We start from the raw sequence: 20,549 nt of genomic DNA, 5'->3' as shown, positions 1-20,549 counted from the left end.
GAAATCCTACGGCGCGAAGGCCGACGGGTTAACGCACCGCGTAGTCGTGGGTGCCGGCCCCCGTCCGGAGTTGGTGGCGGCCGCGGCCGACGGAACGAAGCGTGCCGTTGAGAAACTCCTCGAACTCGGCGAGCTTGTTGTCGACGTAGATGTCGCATTCGCCGCGCAACCGGTCGGCCTCGGCGTGCGCGGTGTCGATGAGCCGCGTGGATTCCGCGTTGGCCGCCCGCACCACCTCGTTGTCCGACACCAGGCGCTGCTGTTCCTTGATGCCCTCTTGCACGGCCTTCTCATAGGAGATGTTGCCGTTTTCGATCAGCCGGTCGCATTCGGATTTGGCGCGGCTAACGCTGGCCTCGTACTCGCGCTTCGCGGCGGTGGCGATGCGAATCGACTCCTCACGAGCCTCCCCGACCATCCGCTCGCTGTGCTGGCGCGCCTCGCTTACCATGCGATCGGCCTGCGCTTTCGCGTCGGACAGGATCCGGTCAGCCTCCGCGCGCGCATGGTTCAGCATCGACTCCGACTCGGTGGTCGCCGAGGACACCATGGATTCGGCGTGTGCCTTGGCGTCGTGGAGCATCGAATCGCGCGCATCGAGCACATCCTGGGCATCATCCAGCTCGCCAGGGATCGCATCTTTGATGTCGTCGATCAGCTCCAGCACATCACCGCGGGGCACCACACAGCCCGCCGTCATCGGCACGCCACGGGCTTCTTCGACAATTGCGCCCAATTCGTCCAGCGCTTCAAAGACTCGGTACACGGCCATACCCTCCTGGCATCTTGCAAATTCCTGTTGTTACCAGTGTGCCTGGTGTTGCGGTTGTGACTGTGGTGGCAAGGCCGGTGTGTCGGGCCCATTTCGCATTTCCGCAGGTACGTGGGGACTCCTACCCACGTGACCTGCTACAGCGTATCGCCGCGGCTGGACTCTTTCACACTCGTGGTGTCGATGCCGGTGTTCTGTGGGCCCATCTGTGGAGCACGGTATGCTGGCTCGGTGAACGGGCGTTCGAACAACAGCGAAACTGCGCCCACGCTGTATATTTTCCCGCATGCAGGCGGAAACGCGGCATTCTATGTCCCATTTTCCCGCGAGTTTTCCACAGGCCTAAAGCGGATCGCTGTCCAGTATCCCGGACAGCGCGACGGGTATGGCCTGCCGCCGCTGGCAAGCATTCCGGCCCTCGCCGATGAAATCTTTGCGATCATGGAGCCGTCGACTCGGGCCGACGATCCGGTCGCCTTCTTTGGTCACAGCATGGGCGGACTGTTGGCTTTCGAAGTAGCGTTGAGATTCCAATCGGCAGGACATCACATAATCGCCCTCTTTCTGTCGGCCTGTTCAGCCCCCGGGCATATCAGATACAAAGAAATTCAGGGTTTTTCAGACAACGACATGTTGGACTTCGCCGCCCGAATGACTGGCGCGAATCCGGATTTTTTTGCGAATGAAGAATTTCGCGCCAGGGTGCTACCCACATTGAGAGCCGTTCGTGTCATTGCCGGCTATAACTGCCCACCGGAGACGACGGTGTCGTGCCCAATTTACGCTTTCATCGGTGATAAGGATTGGATTGCAAGCCAAGAAGACATGGCTCCGTGGCGCGATCGAACGACGGCAGAGTTCGCGATCCGCGTATTTCACGGGGATCATTTCTACCTAACCCACAATTGGTCAGGGCTGGTAACAGACATCGAAGACAAGACCCTCGAGTGGTGCGCCCGAGCTTAGCTACGCTGCAGGTCCTGCCGACCGAAACACGGCGGTCAACACACAGGTAGCCCGGCGCCCCAAGTTCGCTGCACGACGGAACGCCGCCAGCTCGATGGACCTGGCAGACGCACGGACCGGGCGGCCAGCCGGTCTGCTGCCCCGGTCCGCCACACACCGGCCCGGCGCCGCCGCAAGGGCTGTGTATTTCGTCACAACGGGACGCTGGTCCCAAAACTAGACGGCACCCGCGTACCAGAACGAGGACTCAAGTCTCACTCAACAAACACCGGTCACCGACGCATCACAAGTCACACCAACCACAGCAGACACGCCTCAATACCTGGCAATAGCATGGGCGTACTCTTTGAGAAGGGTATGGATTTTGCGATTACCGCCCGCGCCCGTCCCAAGAGATGTTTACCTTACATGCGACAAACTAATACGGGGAGCGGGGCTCATTTGGTGCGATCAGACGCCCCCCAGATGTGCTTCGATGGAAGGGCTGCGTAGTCGTCACAGCTGCCTGGTCAGCGCAGACCGGGAGGGCTCAGAGCACTGGGAAGTCCAGATGTGCGATCCGACAGGCGGCTCACAGGGGGACGCAGCGAAAGTGAGCGCAGAAAGCCGAATGGGAGTGTAGTGCAATGCTGGTGACCGACCTTTCCCTACCCGCTTTGCTAAAGGAGCGGGCGGATCAGCAGGCAAACACCACCGCGTATACCTACATCGACTACGGGTTGGACCCCAAGGGCTTTGCTGAGAGTTTGACGTGGTCGCAGGTCCACGGGCGTGCTTGCGTCATCGCTGAAGAACTCAAACTATGCGGCTCGCCCGGTGATCGAGTGGCAATTTTGGCGCCGCAAGGACTGGAATACATCATCGCTTTCCTCGGGGCGCTACAGGCTGGATTTATCGCGGTTCCGCTTTCAACGCCGCAATATGGCATACACGACGACCGCGTTTCCGCGGTATTACGGAATTCCCAGCCGGTCGCCATTCTCACGACTTCCTCTGTAGTCGGCGACGTGACGAAATACGCGTGCGCACAAGACGGACAGCCCGCCCCGTTCGTCATTGAGGTTGATCTGCTTGATTTGGACTCGCCACGCCAGTTGCCGGCCTCCCCTAAGCTGTCTAACGGAGCAGCCTATCTCCAATACACATCCGGATCGACGCGCACACCGGCCGGTGTCGTTGTGTCGCACAAGAACGTCATCGCCAACGTGACGCAATGCTCGCACGCCTATTGGGACGATCGCCCAAAGCCGAACATGACCCTGGTTTCGTGGCTCCCCTTGTTTCACGACATGGGCTTGATTGTCGGAATTTGCGCGCCGCTGGTCCTCGGACGTAGCGCTGTGTTGACAAGCCCGATGTCGTTTTTGCGCCGCCCGGCCTGCTGGATGCAACTGCTAGCCACTACAGAATCGGCCTTTTCTGCGGCACCGAATTTTGCCTTCGAGTTGGCCGTGCGCAGAACGTCCGACGACGACATGGCGGGTCTCGACCTCGGTGATGTGGTCGGAATCGTCAGCGGCAGTGAACGAATTCATGTGGCAACGCTGGAACGTTTCACTGAGCGTTTCGCTCCTTACAATCTGAGCCCCGCGGCGGTACGACCCTCGTACGGGCTCGCGGAAGCAACCCTCTTCGTGGCGTCCGCCGAAGCCGGGACCGTCCCCAAAACGGTTCGATTCGACTACGAGCACCTGACCGCCGGACAGGCCAAGCTCTGCGGCACCGAACGGTCGGTCGGCACCGAACTGATCAGCTACGGGTCGCCCGACCCGTCGGCCGTGCGAATCGTCGACCCGGAGACCATGATCGAGAATCCGCCTGGAGGGGTCGGCGAGATTTGGGTGCATGGTGACCACGTAGCTATGGGATATTGGCGCAAGCCGGAGCAGACCGCGCGCGTTTTCAACGCCAAGTTGGTCAGTCCCGCGCCGGGAACCCCGGAAGGTCCGTGGCTGCGGACCGGAGACCTGGGCGTCATGTCCGACGGCGAACTTTTCATCATGGGCCGCATCAAAGACCTTCTCATCGTCGACGGCCGCAACCACTACCCCGATGACATCGAGGCGACGATCCAGGAGATCACCGGCGGCCGGGTCGCGGCGATAGCTGTGCCGGACGACATCACCGAGCAGCTGGTGGCGATCATCGAACTCAAGCGACGCGGAGCTTCCAGGGAAGAGTCCATGCTCAAACTCCGGTCGGTGAAACGTGAAATCACCAAGGCGATTTCAAAGTCCCACAGTCTGCGTGTGGCCGATCTCGTTCTGGTGTCGCCTGGTTCGATCCCGATCACCACGAGCGGCAAGATCCGGCGTTCAGCCTGCGTCGAACGTTATCGAACGGACGGATTCAAACGGCTGGATGTGAAGGTATGACGGCGAGCATTGGTGGCGAGGCTGACCTTCGCCACTGGCTGGTCGACTACTTGGTGACGAACATCGGCTGTACACCGGACGAGGTCGACCCCGCTCTGTCACTGGCCGACCTCGGCGTGGGCTCCCGTGACGCGGTCGTGCTGTCCGGGGAATTGACAGAACTGTTGGGCAAGACCGTATCCCCGATCGACTTCTGGGAGCACCCGACGATCAACGCCCTGGCCGCATACCTGACCGCGCCCGAGCCGGACCCCGAATCGGAAAAGACGCTGAAGCGCACGACTGGAAGTTCGCTCGATGACCCGATCGCCGTCATCGGAATGGGCTGTCGCTTCCCGGGGGCGATATCCGGGCCAGAAGAGTTGTGGCAGTTTCTCTGTGACCGCCGTTCCTCGATCGGGCGAGTCCCCGACCAACGGTGGGAACGCTTCGACGACGGCTCGCCCGAAGTAAAAGCGCTGCTGACCCGGACCACGCGCTGGGGCTCATTCCTGGACGGCATCGATGCCTTCGACGCGGACTTCTTCGAGATCTCCCCCAGCGAGGCGGAGAAGATGGACCCGCAGCAGCGCCTGCTGCTGGAGGTGGCCTGGGAGGCGTTGGAGCACGCAGGAATTCCCCCCAACTCGCTGCGCCGTTCGCAAACGGGCGTATTCGCGGGGTCATGCCTGAGTGAATACGGCGCCATTGCTTCCACGGATCTCGCGCAGATAGACGGTTGGAGCAATACCGGTGGCGCGATGAGCATCATCGCGAACCGCCTGTCGTATTTCCTCGACCTACGCGGCCCTTCGGTAGCGGTTGACACCGCATGCTCGTCGTCGTTGGTGGCGATCCACCTGGCCTGCCAGAGCCTGCGGACCCAGGACTCCCACCTGGCAATCGCGGCCGGCGTGAATTTGTTGTTGTCCCCTGCGGTATTTCGCGGTTTCGACCAAGTGGGCGCGTTGTCACCGACAGGTCGTTGCCGCGCGTTCGATGCGGCCGCCGACGGGTTTGTGCGCGGTGAGGGCGCCGGGGTCGTGGTGCTGAAGCGGTTGACCGACGCACAGCGCGACGGAGATCGGGTGCTTGCGGTCATCTGCGGCTCAGCGGTCAACCAGGACGGCCGCTCCAATGGGCTGATGGCCCCCAACCCGGCGGCCCAAATGGCGGTGCTGCGCGCTGCCTACACCAACGCCGGGATGCAACTGAATGAGGTCGACTACGTCGAAGCTCACGGCACCGGAACACTATTGGGCGATCCGATCGAAGCGCGCGCCCTGGGCACGGTGCTGGGTCGCGGACGCGCCGAGGGTTCTCCCCTGCTCATCGGCGCCATCAAGACCAACCTCGGTCACACCGAAGCAGCGGCCGGGATCGCCGGCTTCATCAAGACGGTGCTGGCGGTGCAGCGTGGCGAGATTCCGCCGAACCAGCGCTTCGAAAGCCCGAACCCGCACATTCCGTTCGCCGACTTGCGGATGAAAGTCGTTGACACCCAGACTGAATGGCCGGACACGGGGCATCCGCGGCGCGCCGGCGTTTCGTCATTCGGATTCGGCGGGACGAACGCGCACATCGTGATCGAGCAGGGCCAGGAAGTGTTCCCGACACCCGAGCGGAGCATGGATCCGGCGGTGTCGACGCTCGTGGTGCCGGGCAAGACGCCGCAGCGGGTGGCCGCGACCGCGGGGGTGCTGGCCGATTGGATGGAGGGGCCCGGCGCCGAGGTGGCCCTGGCTGACGTAGCCCACACGGTGAACCATCACCGGTCGCGGCAAGCCAAGTTCGGCACCGTCGTCGCCCGTGACCGCGCCCAAGCGACAGCTGGACTGCGGGCACTGGCCACCGGCCAGCACGCGCCCGGTGTGGTGGCCCCCCAGGACGGCTCGCCTGGGCCTGGCACCGTGTTCGTCTACTCCGGGCGCGGTTCCCAGTGGCCTGGCATGGGCCGCCAATTGCTGGCCGACGAACCGGCTTTCGCGGCTGCAGTCGCCGAACTGGAACCGGTGTTTGTCGAGCAGGCCGGATTTTCGCTGCACGATGTGCTCGCCAACGGCAAAGAACTGATCGGTATCGAGCGGATTCAGCTGGGCTTGATCGGCATGCAGCTGACGCTTACCTCGTTATGGCGTTCCTACGGGGTGCAACCAGACCTGGTCATCGGCCACTCGATGGGTGAGGTCGCCGCCGCCGTCGTTGCCGGCGCGCTCACTCCCGCCGACGGGCTGCGGGTGACGGCCACCCGGTCCCGGCTGATGGCACCGTTGTCCGGACAGGGCGGCATGGCCCTGCTCGAGCTCGACGCGGCCGCGACCGAGGCGTTGATCGCCGACTACCCGCAGGTGACGCTGGGGATTTACAACTCGCCGCGCCAGACCGTGATCGCCGGGCCCACCGAGCAGATCGACGAGCTGATCACCCGCGTCCGCGCGAGCGACCGTTTCGCCAGCCGCGTCAATATCGAAGTGGCCCCGCACAATCCGGCCATGGATGCGTTGCAGCCCCAGATGCGTTCCGAGCTGGCTGATCTGACCCCGTGCACCCCGACCATCCCGATCATCTCCACCACCTACGAAGAGCTGCGCACCAACCCCGTCTTCGACGCCGAACACTGGGCCACCAACATGCGCAACCCAGTGCATTTCCAGCAGGCCATCGCCCAGGCCGTTAGCGGCGCCGACTCCGCCTACCACACCTTCATCGAAATTAGCGCACATCCGCTGCTAACCCAGGCCATCACCGACACGTTGCACAGTGCCCAGCACGGGACCCGATACACAAGCATCGGGACCCTGCAACGCGACACCGACGACACCATCACCTTCCACACCAACCTCAACAGCGCGCACACCACGCACCCACCACACACCCCCCATCCCCCCGAGCCGCATCTCCCGATCCCCACCACACCCTGGGCGCACACCCGCCATTGGATGACCACGAAATGCCCGGCCAACTCCGTTGGATCGGCACCGCTGGCGGGCACCCTGCTCGGCCGACACACCACGGTCACCGCGGTCTCAGGGAATTCGCCCTCACACCTCTGGCAAGCGAGGCTGGCTCCCGACGCCAAGCCGTACCAGGGCCGGCATCGATTCCACGGGGTCGAGGTGGTGCCAGCATCTGTTGTGCTGCACACAATCCTTTGTGCTGCAGCAGAATTGGGCCATTCCGCGCTAACCGGGATCCGATTTGAGCAGCCCATTTTCGCCGACCGGCCGCGCCTGATCCAGGTTGTCGCCGACAACCAATCGATCAGCCTGGCCTCAAGTCCAGCAACCGAAACCCCTTCAGAAAACTGGACGCGGCATGTGACCGCACAGCTTTCGTCGTCACCGACGGGTTCCGTCGTCGCTTCGAACGAGCCCTATCAGGCCAACGGTCACGCACACACGAATGGTCACAGCGACCCAATTCCAGACATAGCCGCGCTGCTCGCACTGCGTGGCGTCGACGGCCTGCCCTTCGAGTGGTCCGTGGATTCATGGACACCGACGTCAGCCGGCCTCGAGGTTGCGATCGACCTCCCCGAGGCTCTGCCCGGAGGGTCAATCGGGCCGCTACTCGACGCCGCAGTTCACGCAGCCGCGCTGTCCGACGTCTCCGATGCGCGGCTCTACGTGCCGGCAAGCATCGAGCAGGTGTGGCTCAGCGATGCTGTCACCACACCGGGTGGCTCGGTCACACTGAACCGCACCGCTCGCGACGGCGACGGGATCACCGTCGATGTCACAGTCACCACCCGCGGCGGACTCCCGTGGGCGTCGATGCGGTCACTTCGGTATCGGGCGCTGGACTTTGCTGGGGCACAACCGGCCGGGCCGGACAGTCCCGTCGAATCCGATGCGGGTGCTTGGACAGATGCCAGGAAGTTCGTGCACACGATCGACTGGCAACCGCGGACCGATCTGGATGATGCGCAGGCCCATCCGGCGGCGGGACGAGCCACCGGTCCAGGGCCTGTCGCCGTAATCGGCGATGATGGCGCCCTGCTCAGGCTGCGCCTCGAGAAGGCGGGCTACGCGGCGGCGGATGGGGTGTCTGAGGCCCGCTACGTCGTTTACATCGCGGATTCCCACCCGGCAAGCACCACCGAGGCCGACGTCGACTTCGCCGTGCGTATCTCCGCCGAAATCAGCGGTCTGGTGCGGACTTTGGCGGAGCGAGAGCCGCATAACCCCGCCGCGCTTTGGATCGTCACGCGCGGAGTCCACGAATCCGTGGCCCCGTCCGCGCTACGCCAGAGCTTCTTGTGGGGCTTAGCGGGCGTCATCGCCGCGGAGCATCCCGAACTGTGGGGCGGACTAGCCGATCTCGCGGTCGACGACACCCTCGACGAATCTGGGCCCGCACTTGCGAATCTGCTTCAAACACGGAGCAAGTCGATCTTGGTGCTACGTGAGGGCGTAGTGCTCGCGCCGACATTGGCACCGGTCCGCGGCAGGCCGGTGCGCAAGTCCTTCCAATGCAGACCCGATGCGGCCTACCTCATCACCGGTGGAATGGGCGCACTTGGCCTGCTGATGGCAGGTTGGCTCGCCGACCGCGGCGCTCGCCGATTGGTACTGACCGGCCGCACGCCGTTACCGCCAAGGCGGGACTGGGAACTGGACACCCTCGACGCCGAACTGCGCCAGAAGATCGACGCGATTCGCGCCCTGGAGATGCGGGGTGTGACAGTCGAAGCCGTCGCCGTCGACGTCGGACGCCGCGACGATGTGCAGGCCCTGTTGGCCAGGCGCGATCGCGACGGGGCCGCGCCGATTCGCGGGATCATCCATGCCGCAGGCGTCACGAACGATCAATTGGTGACGAAGATGACCGACGATCCGGTGCGGCAGGTCATGTGGCCCAAGATCGGCGGTAGCCAGGTGCTGCACGAGGCATTTCCACCTGGAAGCGTGGACTTCTTCTTCTTGACCGCCTCGGCTGCAGGCATATTCGGTATTCCGGGGCAGGGTTCTTACGCCGCCGCCAATTCCTACCTGGACGCGTTGGCACGAGCGCGCCGCCAACAGGGCTGCCACACCATGAGCCTCGACTGGGTAGCCTGGCGAGGGCTGGGATTCGCCGCAGACGCCCAGATCCTCAGCGCAGAGCTACAGCGAATGGGTTCGCGTGACATCACACCGTCGGAGGCGTTCACCGCTTGGGAGTACCTCGATGGCTACGACATCGCGCAAGCGGTTGTGGTGCCGGTGCCCTCGCCTATCAGTGCGGACGGATCGGCCGCTGAGGACACCTACCTGCTCCCGGCACGGAACTGGTCGCAAATGTCGGCCGCGGATGTACGCAATGAACTTGAAAGTGGTTTGCGGACCATCATCGCCGCCGAGCTCCGGTTGCCTGAAACGGATCTGGACACCGACCGGCCCTTCGCCGAACTCGGCCTCAACTCCCTTATGGCAATGGCGATTCGGCGTGAAGCAGAGCAGTTCGTTGGGATTGAGCTGTCTGCGACCATGCTGTTCAATCACCCGACCGTTGCATCACTCGCCGAATATCTGGCACAAATTGTTGCACCGCAGCATGATTCGCAAGAAGACGAGATGGCCGCGCTATCCGCGTCGGCAGGAAGCGTGTTGGACAGCCTGTTCGACCAGATCGAATCGACCTCGACCGAGGCCGAGAGGTAGCGTGATGCGAACGGCCTTCAGCCGAATATCCGGTATGACCGCGCAGCAGCGCGCCGCCCTCGCCGAGGAGTTCAACAAGATCTCTCGGATCGCGGTGGCGGAACCCGTCGCGGTGGTGGGCATTGGTTGCCGGTTTCCGGGGGATGCCGCCGGCCCGGATAGCTTCTGGGACTTGCTGATCGAAGGCCGCAACGCGATCTCGCGGATACCGGCGGACCGATGGGACGCGGATGCGTTCTACCACCCCGACCCGTTGACGCCCGGGCGGATGACGACGAAGTGGGGCGGCTTCGTGCCCGACATCGCCGGGTTCGACGCCGAGTTCTTCGGCATCACCCCGCGCGAAGCCGCGGCCATGGACCCGCAGCAACGGATGCTGCTCGAGGTTGCCTGGGAAGCCCTCGAAAACGCCGGCATACCCCCGGATTCCCTCAGCGGCAGCCGAACCGGCGTGATGATGGGGGTTTATTTCAACGAATATCAGTCCATGCTGGCCGCGAGCCCGGAGTGTGTGAACGCCTACACCGGAACCGGAAATGCGCACAGCATCGCGGTGGGTCGGATTTCTTACCTGTTGGGGCTGCGCGGTCCGGCGGTGGCAGTGGACACCGCGTGTTCGTCGTCGTTGGTGGCCGTGCACCTGGCGTGTCAGAGCCTGAGGCTGCGGGAAACCGATCTGGCCCTTGCCGGCGGGGTGAGTCTGACCCTGCGCCCGGAGACCCAAATCGCGATTTCGGCATGGGGATTGCTTTCCCCACAGGGTCGGTGCGCCACCTTCGACGCCGCCGCGGACGGGTTTGTTCGCGGCGAGGGCGCCGGGGTTGTGGTGCTCAAGCGGTTGACCGATGCGGTGCGCGACGGCGACCGCGTGCTGGCGGTGGTGCGCGGCTCCGCGGTCAACCAGGACGGGCGCTCCAATGGCGTCACCGCGCCGAATACGGCCGCGCAGTGTGACGTGATCGCCGATGCGCTGCGATCCGGCGACGTCGCACCCGAGAGTGTGAACTACGTCGAAGCCCATGGAACCGGCACCGTGTTGGGTGACCCCATCGAATTCGAGGCGCTGGCGGCCACGTATGGCCGCGGCGACACCGCGTGTGCGCTGGGGGCCGTCAAGACCAATCTCGGTCACCTGGAGGCGGCGGCCGGGATCGCGGGGTTCATCAAGGCGGCGCTGGCGGTGCAGCGTGGCCACATTCCGCCGAATTTGCATTTCTCGCAATGGAATCCAGCGATCAACGCGTCGGCGACCCGATTTTTTGTTCCCACCGAGAACTCAGGGTGGCCAACCGAGGAGGGGCCGCGGCGGGCGGCGGTGTCGTCGTTTGGCTTGGGCGGGACGAACGCGCACGTCATCATCGAGCAGGGTCCCGAGCTAACGCCGGTATCCGCAAGCGGCACCGACACCGGGGCGTCGACATTGGTGGTGACGGGCAAGACGCCGCGGCGGGTAGCCGCGACGGCGGAGGTGCTCGCCGATTGGATGGAGGGCCCCGGCGCCGGGCTGGGCCTGGCCGATGTGGCCCACACCGTCAACCATCACCGCTCCCGGCATCCCAAATTCGGCATCGTGGTCGCCCGCGAACGCGCCCAGGCGGTGGTCGGGTTGCGCGCACTGGCCGCCGGCCAGCACGCCCCCGGCGTAGCGGGCTGTCAGGACGGCTCGGCCGGGCCGGGCACGGTGTTCGTTTACTCCGGGCGCGGTTCGCAGTGGGCCGGGATGGGTCGCCAATTGTTGGCCGACGAACCGGCTTTCGCTGCCGCGGTGGCCGAACTGGAACCCGTGTTCGTCGAACAGGCCGGGTTCTCTTTCCACGACGTGATCGCCGGCGGCAAAGAACTGGTCGGCATCGAGCAGATCCAGCTGGGCCTGATCGGCATGCAGTTGGCGCTGACCGAACTGTGGCGGTCTTACGGGGTGCAACCCGACCTGGTGATCGGCCACTCCATGGGCGAAGTGGCCGCCGCCGTCGTTGCCGGAGCGCTCACCCCCGCCGAGGGATTGCGGGTGACCGCCATCCGCTCGCGGCTGATGGCCCCGCTGTCCGGACAGGGCGGCATGGCACTGCTAGGGCTCGACGCCGCGGCCACCGAGGCGTTGATCGCCGACTGCCCGCAGGTGACGTTGGGCATCTACAACTCGCCGCGCCAAACCGTGATCGCCGGACCCACGGACCAGATCGACGCCCTCATCGACGCAGTGCGCACGCAGAACCGCTTTGCCAGTCGGGTCAATATCGAAGTGGCCCCGCACAATCCGGCCATGGATGCGCTTCAGCCCCAGATGCGTGCCGAGCTTGCCGATCTGACCCCGCGGACCCCGACGATTCCGATCATCTCCACCACCTACGCAGACACTGAAACCCGACCGGTTTTCGACGCCGAGCACTGGGCCACCAACATGCGCAACCCGGTGCGCTTCCAGCAGGCCATCACCCAAGCCGGAATCAATCACCACACCTTCATCGAAATCAGCGCACACCCGCTGCTGACCCAGGCCATCACCGACACCCTGGAAGACGCGCACCGCGAGGGCAACTCCCCCAAATACTTGAGTATCGGGACCCTGCAACGCGATACCGACGACACCGTCACCTTCCGGACCAACCTCTACACCGCCGACACCACGCACCCACCACAGACCCCGCACCCACCCGGGCCGCACCCCCCAATCCCGACCACCCCCTGGCAACACACCCGCCACTGGATCACCACCCCGCAGGCCAGCTCGGCGGCGCTGGAACATCCGGGCCGCAACGGGATTGCGGTGAACGGACGCCCCGAACAACCAAGCAACGCCGAACACGGCGCTGACGCGCTCGAAGACTGGTGCTACCAGCTGACCTGGCCGGTCCGCCCGGCACCCGCCGCCGACATGTCAAGCACCGCTACCTGGCTGGTGGTGGCAGACACCGGACTCTCCGCCGAAATGGCCCGTGTCGTCGGTCCGGAATCGCGGGTAAACCTCCTCGCGCCGACGGCGCTCGCGGACGACAGCGATCCGACCCCGCTGCTCGACGCGCTACGCGGCGTGGACAACGTGCTCTACGCACCACCGGTCTCCGGCGAACTCCTCGATGTTGGGGTGGCCTACCAGGTATTCCACGCAACACGAAGGCTGACCGCTGCGATGGTCGCGAGCAGCTTGCCGGCCAAGTTGTTCGTGTTGACCCGCAATGCCCAACCCGTCTCCGAAGGCGATCGAGCCAACCCCGGCCACGCGGTGCTGTGGGGTCTGGGTCGCTCGCTGGCACTGGAGCATCCTGAAATCTGGGGTGGGATAATCGATCTCGACGAGTCCCTGCCGGCGGAGCTGGCCGTGCGGCATGTGCTGGCCGCGGCCCAGTGTGCCGACGAAGAGGATCAGGTCGTCTACCGGTCGGGTGCATGCCATGTGCCCCGGCTGAGGCGAACGGCGCCCACGGCCTCCCCGGTGAAACTGAGCCCGGAGACCAGCCAGCTTGTCATCGGGGCTACCGGCAACATCGGACCGCATCTGATCCGACAGCTCGCGCGGATGGGGGCCAAAACGGTCGTCGCGGTGGCCCGGAAACCGGGCTCCCTGCAGGAGTTGACCCAAAGCCTCGCATCGACCGGGACGAACCTCATCGAAGTGGCCGCCGACGCAACCGACGCCGCCGCGATGCGCGCACTGTTCGACCGTTTTGGGACGGACTTGCCGCCACTTGAGGGAATCTACCTGGCGGCCTTCGCGGGCGGACCGGTTCTGCTCAGCGAGATGACCGACGACGACGTCTCCGCCATGTTTCGTCCCAAGCTGAACGCCGCAACGCTGCTACATCAGCTATCGCTCACAAAGCCTGTGCAGCAGTTCGTTTTGTTCTCCTCGGTCTCGGGTCTCCTCGGTTCACGGTGGCTCGCCCACTACACCGCGACCAGCACCTTCCTGGATACCTTCGCCTACGCGCGTCGCGTCATGGGGCTGCCGGCCACCGTCGTCGATTGGGGGTTGTGGAAATCCTTGGCCGACACCCAAAAAGACGCGGGTCAGGTCAGCACGGAATCCGGACTGCTACCCATGGCCGACGGGGTCGCCATTGGCGCGCTGCCGCTGGTGATGAGCCCGGATGCCGGAGTGCGAACTGCCGTGGTTGCCGCGGACTGGCCCCTTCTGGCAGCCGCATTTCGGACGAGAGGATCGCTTCGCGTCGTTGATGACCTGTTGCCGGCGCCAGAAGACGTCACGATGCCGGAAAGTGCGTTCCGCAAAGACCTGCGGAACTGCCAAGCAGAACGACGACACGACATGTTGTTCGACCACGTCGGCGCCTTGGCCGCCAAGGTGATGGGAATGCCTCCCACCGAAGCGCTCGATCCGTCGGCCGGCTTCTTCCAGCTCGGCATGGACTCACTCATGAGCGTGACGCTGCAGCGGGCCTTATCAGAAAGTCTCGGCGAGCCTCTTCCGGCGTCCGTCGTCTTTGACTACCCGACCGTGTACAGCCTTACCGACTATCTGGCCACCATCCTGCCCGAGCTTCTTGAAGCAGTGGATGCGACGCATGACCAACCGGTCGCCGATGCGTATGACGAATTCACCGAAGCCGAGCTGTTGGAACAACTTTCGGAAAGACTAAGAGGAGCGCAATGACCGCCGCGACCCCAGATCGCCGGGCGATCATCACCGAGGCGCTGCACAAGATCGATGACCTCACGGCGCGCCTGGAAATCGCCGAAAAGTCCAGCACCGAACCGATCGCGGTGGTCGGAATGGGCTGCCGGTTCCCGGGCGGGGTAAACAACCCCGAGCAGTTCTGGGATTTGTTGTGCGACGGCCGAAGCGGCGTCGTCCGGGTTCCCGCCGACCGGTGGGATGCCGACGCCTACTACACCGACGATCACACCGTGCCGGGCACCATATGCAGCCGCGAGGGCGGCTTTCTCACGGGCTGGCAGCCGGATGAGTTCGACGCGGAGTTCTTCTCGATCTCCCCGCGAGAAGCGGCGGCGATGGACCCGCAACAGCGCCTGCTAATTGAGGTCGCCTGGGAAGCGTTGGAGGACGCGGGCGTGCCGCCGCACACCATTCGCGGCACGCAGACCGCGGTATTCGTCGGCGTTACCGCCTACGACTACATGCTCACGCTGGCGGGCCGGCTGCGGCCCGAAGACCTCGACGCCTACATCCCAACCGGAAACTCGGCGAACTTCGCCGCCGGACGGCTGGCCTACATCCTCGGGGCTCGCGGTCCCGCGGTGGTTATCGACACGGCCTGCTCGTCGTCGTTGGTGGCGGTCCACCTGGCATGTCAGAGCCTGCGCGGGCGGGAAAGCGACATGGCGTTGGTGGGTGGAACCAACCTGTTGCTCAGCCCGGCACCGAGCATCGCGTGCTCGCGATGGGGAATGCTGTCGCCGGAGGGGCAGTGCAAGACCTTCGACGTGTCCGCCGACGGATATGTGCGCGGTGAGGGCGCCGCGCTGGTGGTGCTGAAGCGGTTGGATGACGCGGTGCGTGACGGCGACCGCATCCTTGCGGTGTTGCGCGGTACGGCGGTCAACCAGGACGGTGCCAGCAGCGGAGTGACCGTTCCCAACGGTCCGGCGCAACAGGCGTTGCTACGCACCGCATTAACGTCGTCGAAGTTGAAGCCTTCCGACATCGACTACGTCGAGGCCCATGGAACGGGCACTCCGTTGGGTGACCCCATCGAACTCGATTCGCTGAGCAAGGTTTTCGGCGATCGCCAAAGTTCCGATCCATTGGCGATCGGGTCGGTGAAGACCAACCTCGGTCACCTGGAAGCGGCGGCGGGTGTCGCCGGCCTCATGAAGGCCGTGCTGGCCATACGCAACGGTTACATTCCGCGGCAACTTAACTTCCACCAGTTGACACCGCATGCGAGCGAGGCCGCATCTCGGCTGGCCATCGCCGCCGACGGAATGGCCTGGCCGACCACCGGTCGGCCGCGCCGGGCGGGGGTGTCGTCGTTCGGTGTCAGCGGGACGAATGCGCATGTGGTGATCGAGCAGGCGCCCGATCCGGTGCCGGCGCCGCAGCGGGGACCTGATCCGGCGGTGTCCACGTTGGTGGTGTCGGGTAAGACGGCGGCGCGGGTGGCGTCGACGGCGTCGGCGTTGGCGGAGTGGATGGCGGGGCCTGGGTCGGCAGTGGGGTTGGCTGATGTGGCGCACACGCTCAATCACCACCGGGCTCGGCAAGCCAAATTCGGCACCGTGGTGGCGCGTGGTCGTGCTCAGGCGGTGGCGGGGTTGCGGGCGTTGGGGGCCGGTGAGCCCGCGGCGGGTGTGGTGGGTTGTGCTGAGGGTTCGGTCGGGCCGGGCACGGTTTTTGTCTATTCAGGTCGCGGGTCGCAGTGGGCGGGGATGGGCCGTCGGCTGTTGGGCGATGAGCCGGCGTTTGCGGCGGCGGTGGCCGAGTTGGAGCCGGTGTTTGTCCAACAGGCCGGGTTTTCGCTGCTCGACATTATCAGCACCGGCAGAGAGCTGGTCGGCATCGAACAGATCCAGCTGGGTCTGATCGGGATGCAGCTGACGTTGACCGCGTTGTGGCGCTCCTACGGGGTGACACCTGATTTGCTGATCGGCCACTCGATGGGAGAGGTGGCCGCTGCGGTGGTGGCCGGGGCGCTCACCCCGGAGCAGGGGTTGCGGGTGACCGCGACCCGGGCGCGGCTGATGGCGCCGTTGTCGGGGCAGGGTGGTATGGCGCTGCTGGAACTCGACGCCGCCGATACTGAGGCGTTGATTGCTGAGTATCCGCAGGTGAGTTTGGCGATTTATGCCTCGCCAGGTCAGACGGTGATCGCCGGGCCGCCACCGCTTATTGATGAGCTGATCGACAAGGTGCGTGCCCGAGAGCGTTTTGCCGGCCGGGTCAATATCGAGGTGGCTCCGCACAATCCGGCTATGGATGCTTTGCAGCCGCTACTGCGTTCGGAGTTGGCTGATCTCACGCCGCAGCCGCCGAGTGTTCCGATTATCTCCACCACCTATGCCGACCTTGAGATCCGCCCGGTGTTTGATGGCGAGCACTGGGCGACCAATATGCGTAACCCGGTGCGTTTTGCGCAGGCCATTGCTGCTGCGGGGGCTGATCATCACACGTTTATTGAGGTCAGCGCGCATCCGTTGTTGACTCAGGCCATCACAGACACCCTGGGCAGCGCACAGCACGGCGCGAAATACCTGGCTGTGGGCACCTTACAGCGTGAAACCGACGACACCATCATCTTCCACACCAACCTCAACACCGCCCACACCGCCCACCCACCCAGGACCCCACACCCCCCCGAACCCCATCCCGTCCTGCCCACCACCCCCTGGCACCACACCCACCACTGGATCACCCCCACAGCGACCGCACCGCGTGACGCACACACCCACCCTCTGCTGGGCATCGGTGTCATCGACCCGACCAATGGCACCCGGGTATGGGAAAACGAGCTCAGCCCGGATCTGCTGTGGCTCGGGGATCACTGCATCGACGATCTCTGCGTCCTACCAGGGGTGGCCTACGCCGAGATTGCGCTGGCGGCGGTGATGGACGCATTCGGGGCCGTACACGGCCCAGAAGGCCCGCAAGGCACTGAAGATCAGCCCTGGACCATCCGCGAGCTCAGTCTTCACCAGGTCATGCACGTGACCAGCGGCACCGTTCTCGTCACCACGCTCATCGGTGACGAACAGCTGTGCCGGGTCGAAATGCGCACCCGCAGTGCCTCTTTGACATGGATCACACATGCCACCGCCACAGTTGGGCGCGCGACACTATCGGATCGTGAGGTGCCGTGCGCCGAGGCAAGCCACGCCGCCCAGACCGACGACGTCGCGGCCGAACTCAACCCCGACGACCTGTATCAGCGGCTGCGTGGCGCCGGCCAACAACACGGACCGGCGTTTCGCGGAATCGTCGGGCTCACCGTCTCGCAGTCCGGTGCCGTCCGTGCTGACGTGCGGCTACCTTCTTCGGCCAAGGCGGGTTCCCGCAACTTACTCCTGCATCCGGTAATGGTGGATATCGCGTTGCAGGCACTAGGTGCCACCCGGGCGGCAACCGACTTGGCCGCCGGGCACACCGACCGGCAGACCCTGGTGCTTCCGATACGTTTCGCGGGCATCCACGTGTTCGGCGACGTCGCCGACGGTGTCCGCGCATTCGGCTCACTGGCCGCAACCGATAGCCCGGATCGGCTCGTCGGCGAGATGTTACTCACCGATCCGAATGGCCGACCGCTGCTGCGCATCGACGAAGTCGACATGGCGGTGCTGCGATCAGGAGGCGGCGCAACAGAACTCACCGACCGGTTGTACACGTTGGAGTGGGAGTCGTCCCCCCTAGACAAACTTGACAAACCTGCCGGCGCTCCCGGCGGCCTGTTGTTGATCGGTGACCCCGCCGCCGGCGACCCGCTGCTCAGCGCGCTGCAGGCGTCGCTTCGCGACCGCATCGCCGACGTCGAGCTGGTGTCCCCGAACGACGCAGCACAGCTGCGCGCTGCGATCACCCGAACCGATATCGGGTGGCAGAACATCGTCGTCGTCTGTCCACCGAGATCCGTCGACGAGTCACTGCCGGATCAGGGTCAACTCGATTTGGCGCAGGCGCGCACGCTGCTGATCGCCGACATGGTCAAGACGGTGTCGCGCATAGGCGCCCGCAACAGCCCGCGGCTGTGGATCCTCACCCGCGGCGCACAACAGCTCGATCCTGGTGATCGAGTCACGCTGGCGCAGACGCAGCTTCGTGGAATCGCGCGGGTGCTGACATTCGAGCATGCAGAACTGAAGACCACAGTCGTCGACGTCGATGCGGAGGGCACCGGCTCACTTCTCGCCTTGACCGACGAATTGCTCGCCGGTTCGGAGGCCGACGAGCTCGCCTTCCGCGACGGGCAGCGATATGTGAACAGGCTGATGCCCGCACCCACCACGGCGACCGGCGATCTGGCGGTCGAATCCCGCCGCACGGTCGTGAACCTGGACGGCTCAGGCCTTTCCGGAGGCGCTGTCCGGCTGCAGATCGATGAGCCCGGACGGCTGGACGCGCTGAGGGTGCACGCGGTGAAGCGGATCCGGCCGCAAGCCGGCCAGGTCGAGGTTCGTGTCGTCGCTGCCGGACTCAACTTCAGCGACGTGCTCAAGGCCATGGGGGTGTATCCGGGACTTGACGGTGCCGCGCCCGTGATCGGTGGCGAGTGTGTCGGTTTCGTCACCGCTCTCGGCGACGATGTCGACTCGGTCGAGATCGGGCAGCGTGTCATCGCCTTCGGTCCGGGCACATTCGGCTCCCACCTGACGACTCTTGCAGACCTCGTGGTCGGCGTCCCCGACACGCTGCCGGATCGCGAAGCTTCCACGTTCGGCATCGCGTATCTGACCGCTTGGCACTCGCTGTGCGAGGTCGGGCGGCTGTCGCCCGGCGAACGCGTGCTCATCCATTCCGCCACCGGCGGTGTGGGATTGGCGGCGCTTTCGATCGCCAAGATGATCGGCGCCCGCATCTACACCACGGCCGGCTCGGATGCCAAACGCGAAATGCTGTCCCGGCTCGGCGTCGAGTACGTCGGCGACTCGCGAAGCGTCGAATTCGCCGATGAGATACTCGACGTCACAGAAGGCTACGGGGTGGATGTCATTCTCAATTCGCTGCCGGGCGAAGCGATTCAGCGCGGAGTGCAGATACTTGCTCCCGGTGGCCGGTTCATCGAACTGGGCAAGAAGGACGTCTTTGCCGATGCCAGCCTGGGGCTGGCCGCGCTGGCCAAAAGCGCCTCCTTCGCGGTGGTCGACCTCGACCTGAATCTGCGGCTGCAGCCGGCACGGTACCGCCATCTGCTCCAAGACGTCCTGAAGCATGTGTCGGACGGCAAATTGCAGGTGCTGCCCGTTACCGAGTTCAGCCTCGACAAAGCGACCGACGCGTTTGCGCTCATGGCCTCCGGCAGGCACACCGGCAAGATCGTCGTCTCGATCCCGCGCAGCGGCAGCATCGAAGCGGTCACGTCCCCGCCACCGCAACCACTGGTAAGCCCGGACGGCGGCTACCTCATCGTCGGCGGCATGGGCGGTCTCGGTTTCGTCATCGCACAGTGGCTGGCGCAGCAAGGCGCGGGATTGATTGTCCTGAACGGGCGTTCGGCTCCCAGCGACGACGTTCGGGCGGCTATCGCGGAGATGAACGCCGCGGGTAGCCGGGTCGAGGTGGTCACCGGCGACATCGCCGAACCCGGCACAGCCGATCGGCTGGTGGCGGCGGTCGAAAACGCCGGTTTCCGGTTGGCCGGAGTCCTGCATAGCGCAATGGTTCTGGATGATGAGATTGTGCTGAATATGTCGGATTCGGCCGCGCGGCGCGTGTTCACTCCGAAAGTCACCGGCAGCTGGCGGCTTCATCAGGCCACCGCCCACTTAGACGTCGACTGGTGGCTGACATTCTCGTCGGCAGCCTCCCTGCTGGGCGCGCCCGGCCAGGGAGCGTATGCCGCCGCGAACTCGTGGGTCGACGGCCTTGTCGCCTATCGGCGCTCCCTTGGACTTCCCGCGGTCGGAATCAACTGGGGCCCATGGGCCGAGGTCGGGCGTGCCCAGTTCTTCGCCGCTCTCGGCATCTCGATGATCACGGCCGAGGAAGGGCTGGCCGCGATGCAGCTGGTGCTCGGCGCCGACCGGGCGCGTACAGGTGTATTCAGCCTCGACGCCCGCCAGTGGTTTCAATCCTTTCCCGCGGCGGCGGGCTCGTCGTTGTTCGCCAAACTGCAAGACTCGACAACCGTCGCCCGGCGCGGCGGCGGCCGGATCCGGGCGGAATTGGACGCCAGCGACGCGACCGAT

The 20,549-nt window shown here is 64.9% G+C and carries 6 protein-coding genes; 5 read left to right on the top strand and 1 reads right to left on the bottom strand.

The genetic code is table 11. The annotated features are described in order from the left end of the window. Window positions 1-28: 28 nt before the first annotated feature. Window positions 29-766: a cell division protein SepIVA gene (sepIVA, locus tag ACLP9N_RS36370; protein ID WP_442411935.1), complete on the bottom strand. Its 738-nt coding sequence runs from the start codon at window positions 764-766 to the stop codon at window positions 29-31. Between the two features lie 189 nt (window positions 767-955). On the opposite strand from sepIVA, the gene ACLP9N_RS36365 reads away from it, so the two are divergent. From ACLP9N_RS36365 to ACLP9N_RS36345, 5 genes are all read left to right on the top strand, one after another. Beyond that, the gene (locus ACLP9N_RS36365) at window positions 956-1,738 is read left to right on the top strand and encodes a thioesterase II family protein (protein ID WP_442411950.1); all 783 of its coding nucleotides are present in this window, start codon (window positions 956-958) and stop codon (window positions 1,736-1,738) included. Window positions 1,739-2,364: 626 nt separating this feature from the next. Then, window positions 2,365-4,113 carry a long-chain-fatty-acid--AMP ligase FAAL26/FadD26 gene (fadD26, locus tag ACLP9N_RS36360; protein ID WP_442411934.1) on the top strand — a complete coding sequence of 583 codons (1,749 nt, stop codon included), beginning with the start codon at window positions 2,365-2,367 and terminating at the stop codon, window positions 4,111-4,113. After that, window positions 4,110-9,734 (top strand): acyltransferase domain-containing protein, encoded by a 5,625-nt coding sequence (locus tag ACLP9N_RS36355; protein ID WP_442411933.1) that lies wholly within the window; start codon window positions 4,110-4,112, stop codon window positions 9,732-9,734. The genes fadD26 and ACLP9N_RS36355 overlap by 4 nt, the downstream gene beginning before the upstream one ends. A gap of 1 nt (window position 9,735) precedes the next feature. Then, window positions 9,736-14,346 carry a type I polyketide synthase gene (locus ACLP9N_RS36350; protein ID WP_442411932.1) on the top strand — a complete coding sequence of 1,537 codons (4,611 nt, stop codon included), beginning with the start codon at window positions 9,736-9,738 and terminating at the stop codon, window positions 14,344-14,346. Further along, window positions 14,343-20,549 (top strand): SDR family NAD(P)-dependent oxidoreductase (locus ACLP9N_RS36345; RefSeq protein ID WP_442411931.1); only part of this gene is annotated, 6,207 nt, incomplete at its 3' end. The genes ACLP9N_RS36350 and ACLP9N_RS36345, both read left to right, overlap by 4 nt.

It is taken from the genome of Mycobacterium sp. (genome assembly GCF_052144515.1).
GTDB lineage: Bacteria > Actinomycetota > Actinomycetes > Mycobacteriales > Mycobacteriaceae > Mycobacterium.
Note: the sequence above shows the minus strand (reverse complement) of the source record. Positions and strands in the feature narration are given on the sequence as shown.

What these genes read in the sequence shown, in the direction of transcription:
- ACLP9N_RS36365 (WP_442411950.1), top strand. Translation starts at nt 956, where the DNA reads ATGCCGGTGTTCTGTGGGCCCATCTGTGGAGCACGGTATGCTGGCTCG.
- fadD26 (WP_442411934.1), top strand. Translation starts at nt 2,365, where the DNA reads ATGCTGGTGACCGACCTTTCCCTACCCGCTTTGCTAAAGGAGCGGGCG.
- ACLP9N_RS36355 (WP_442411933.1), top strand. Translation starts at nt 4,110, where the DNA reads ATGACGGCGAGCATTGGTGGCGAGGCTGACCTTCGCCACTGGCTGGTC.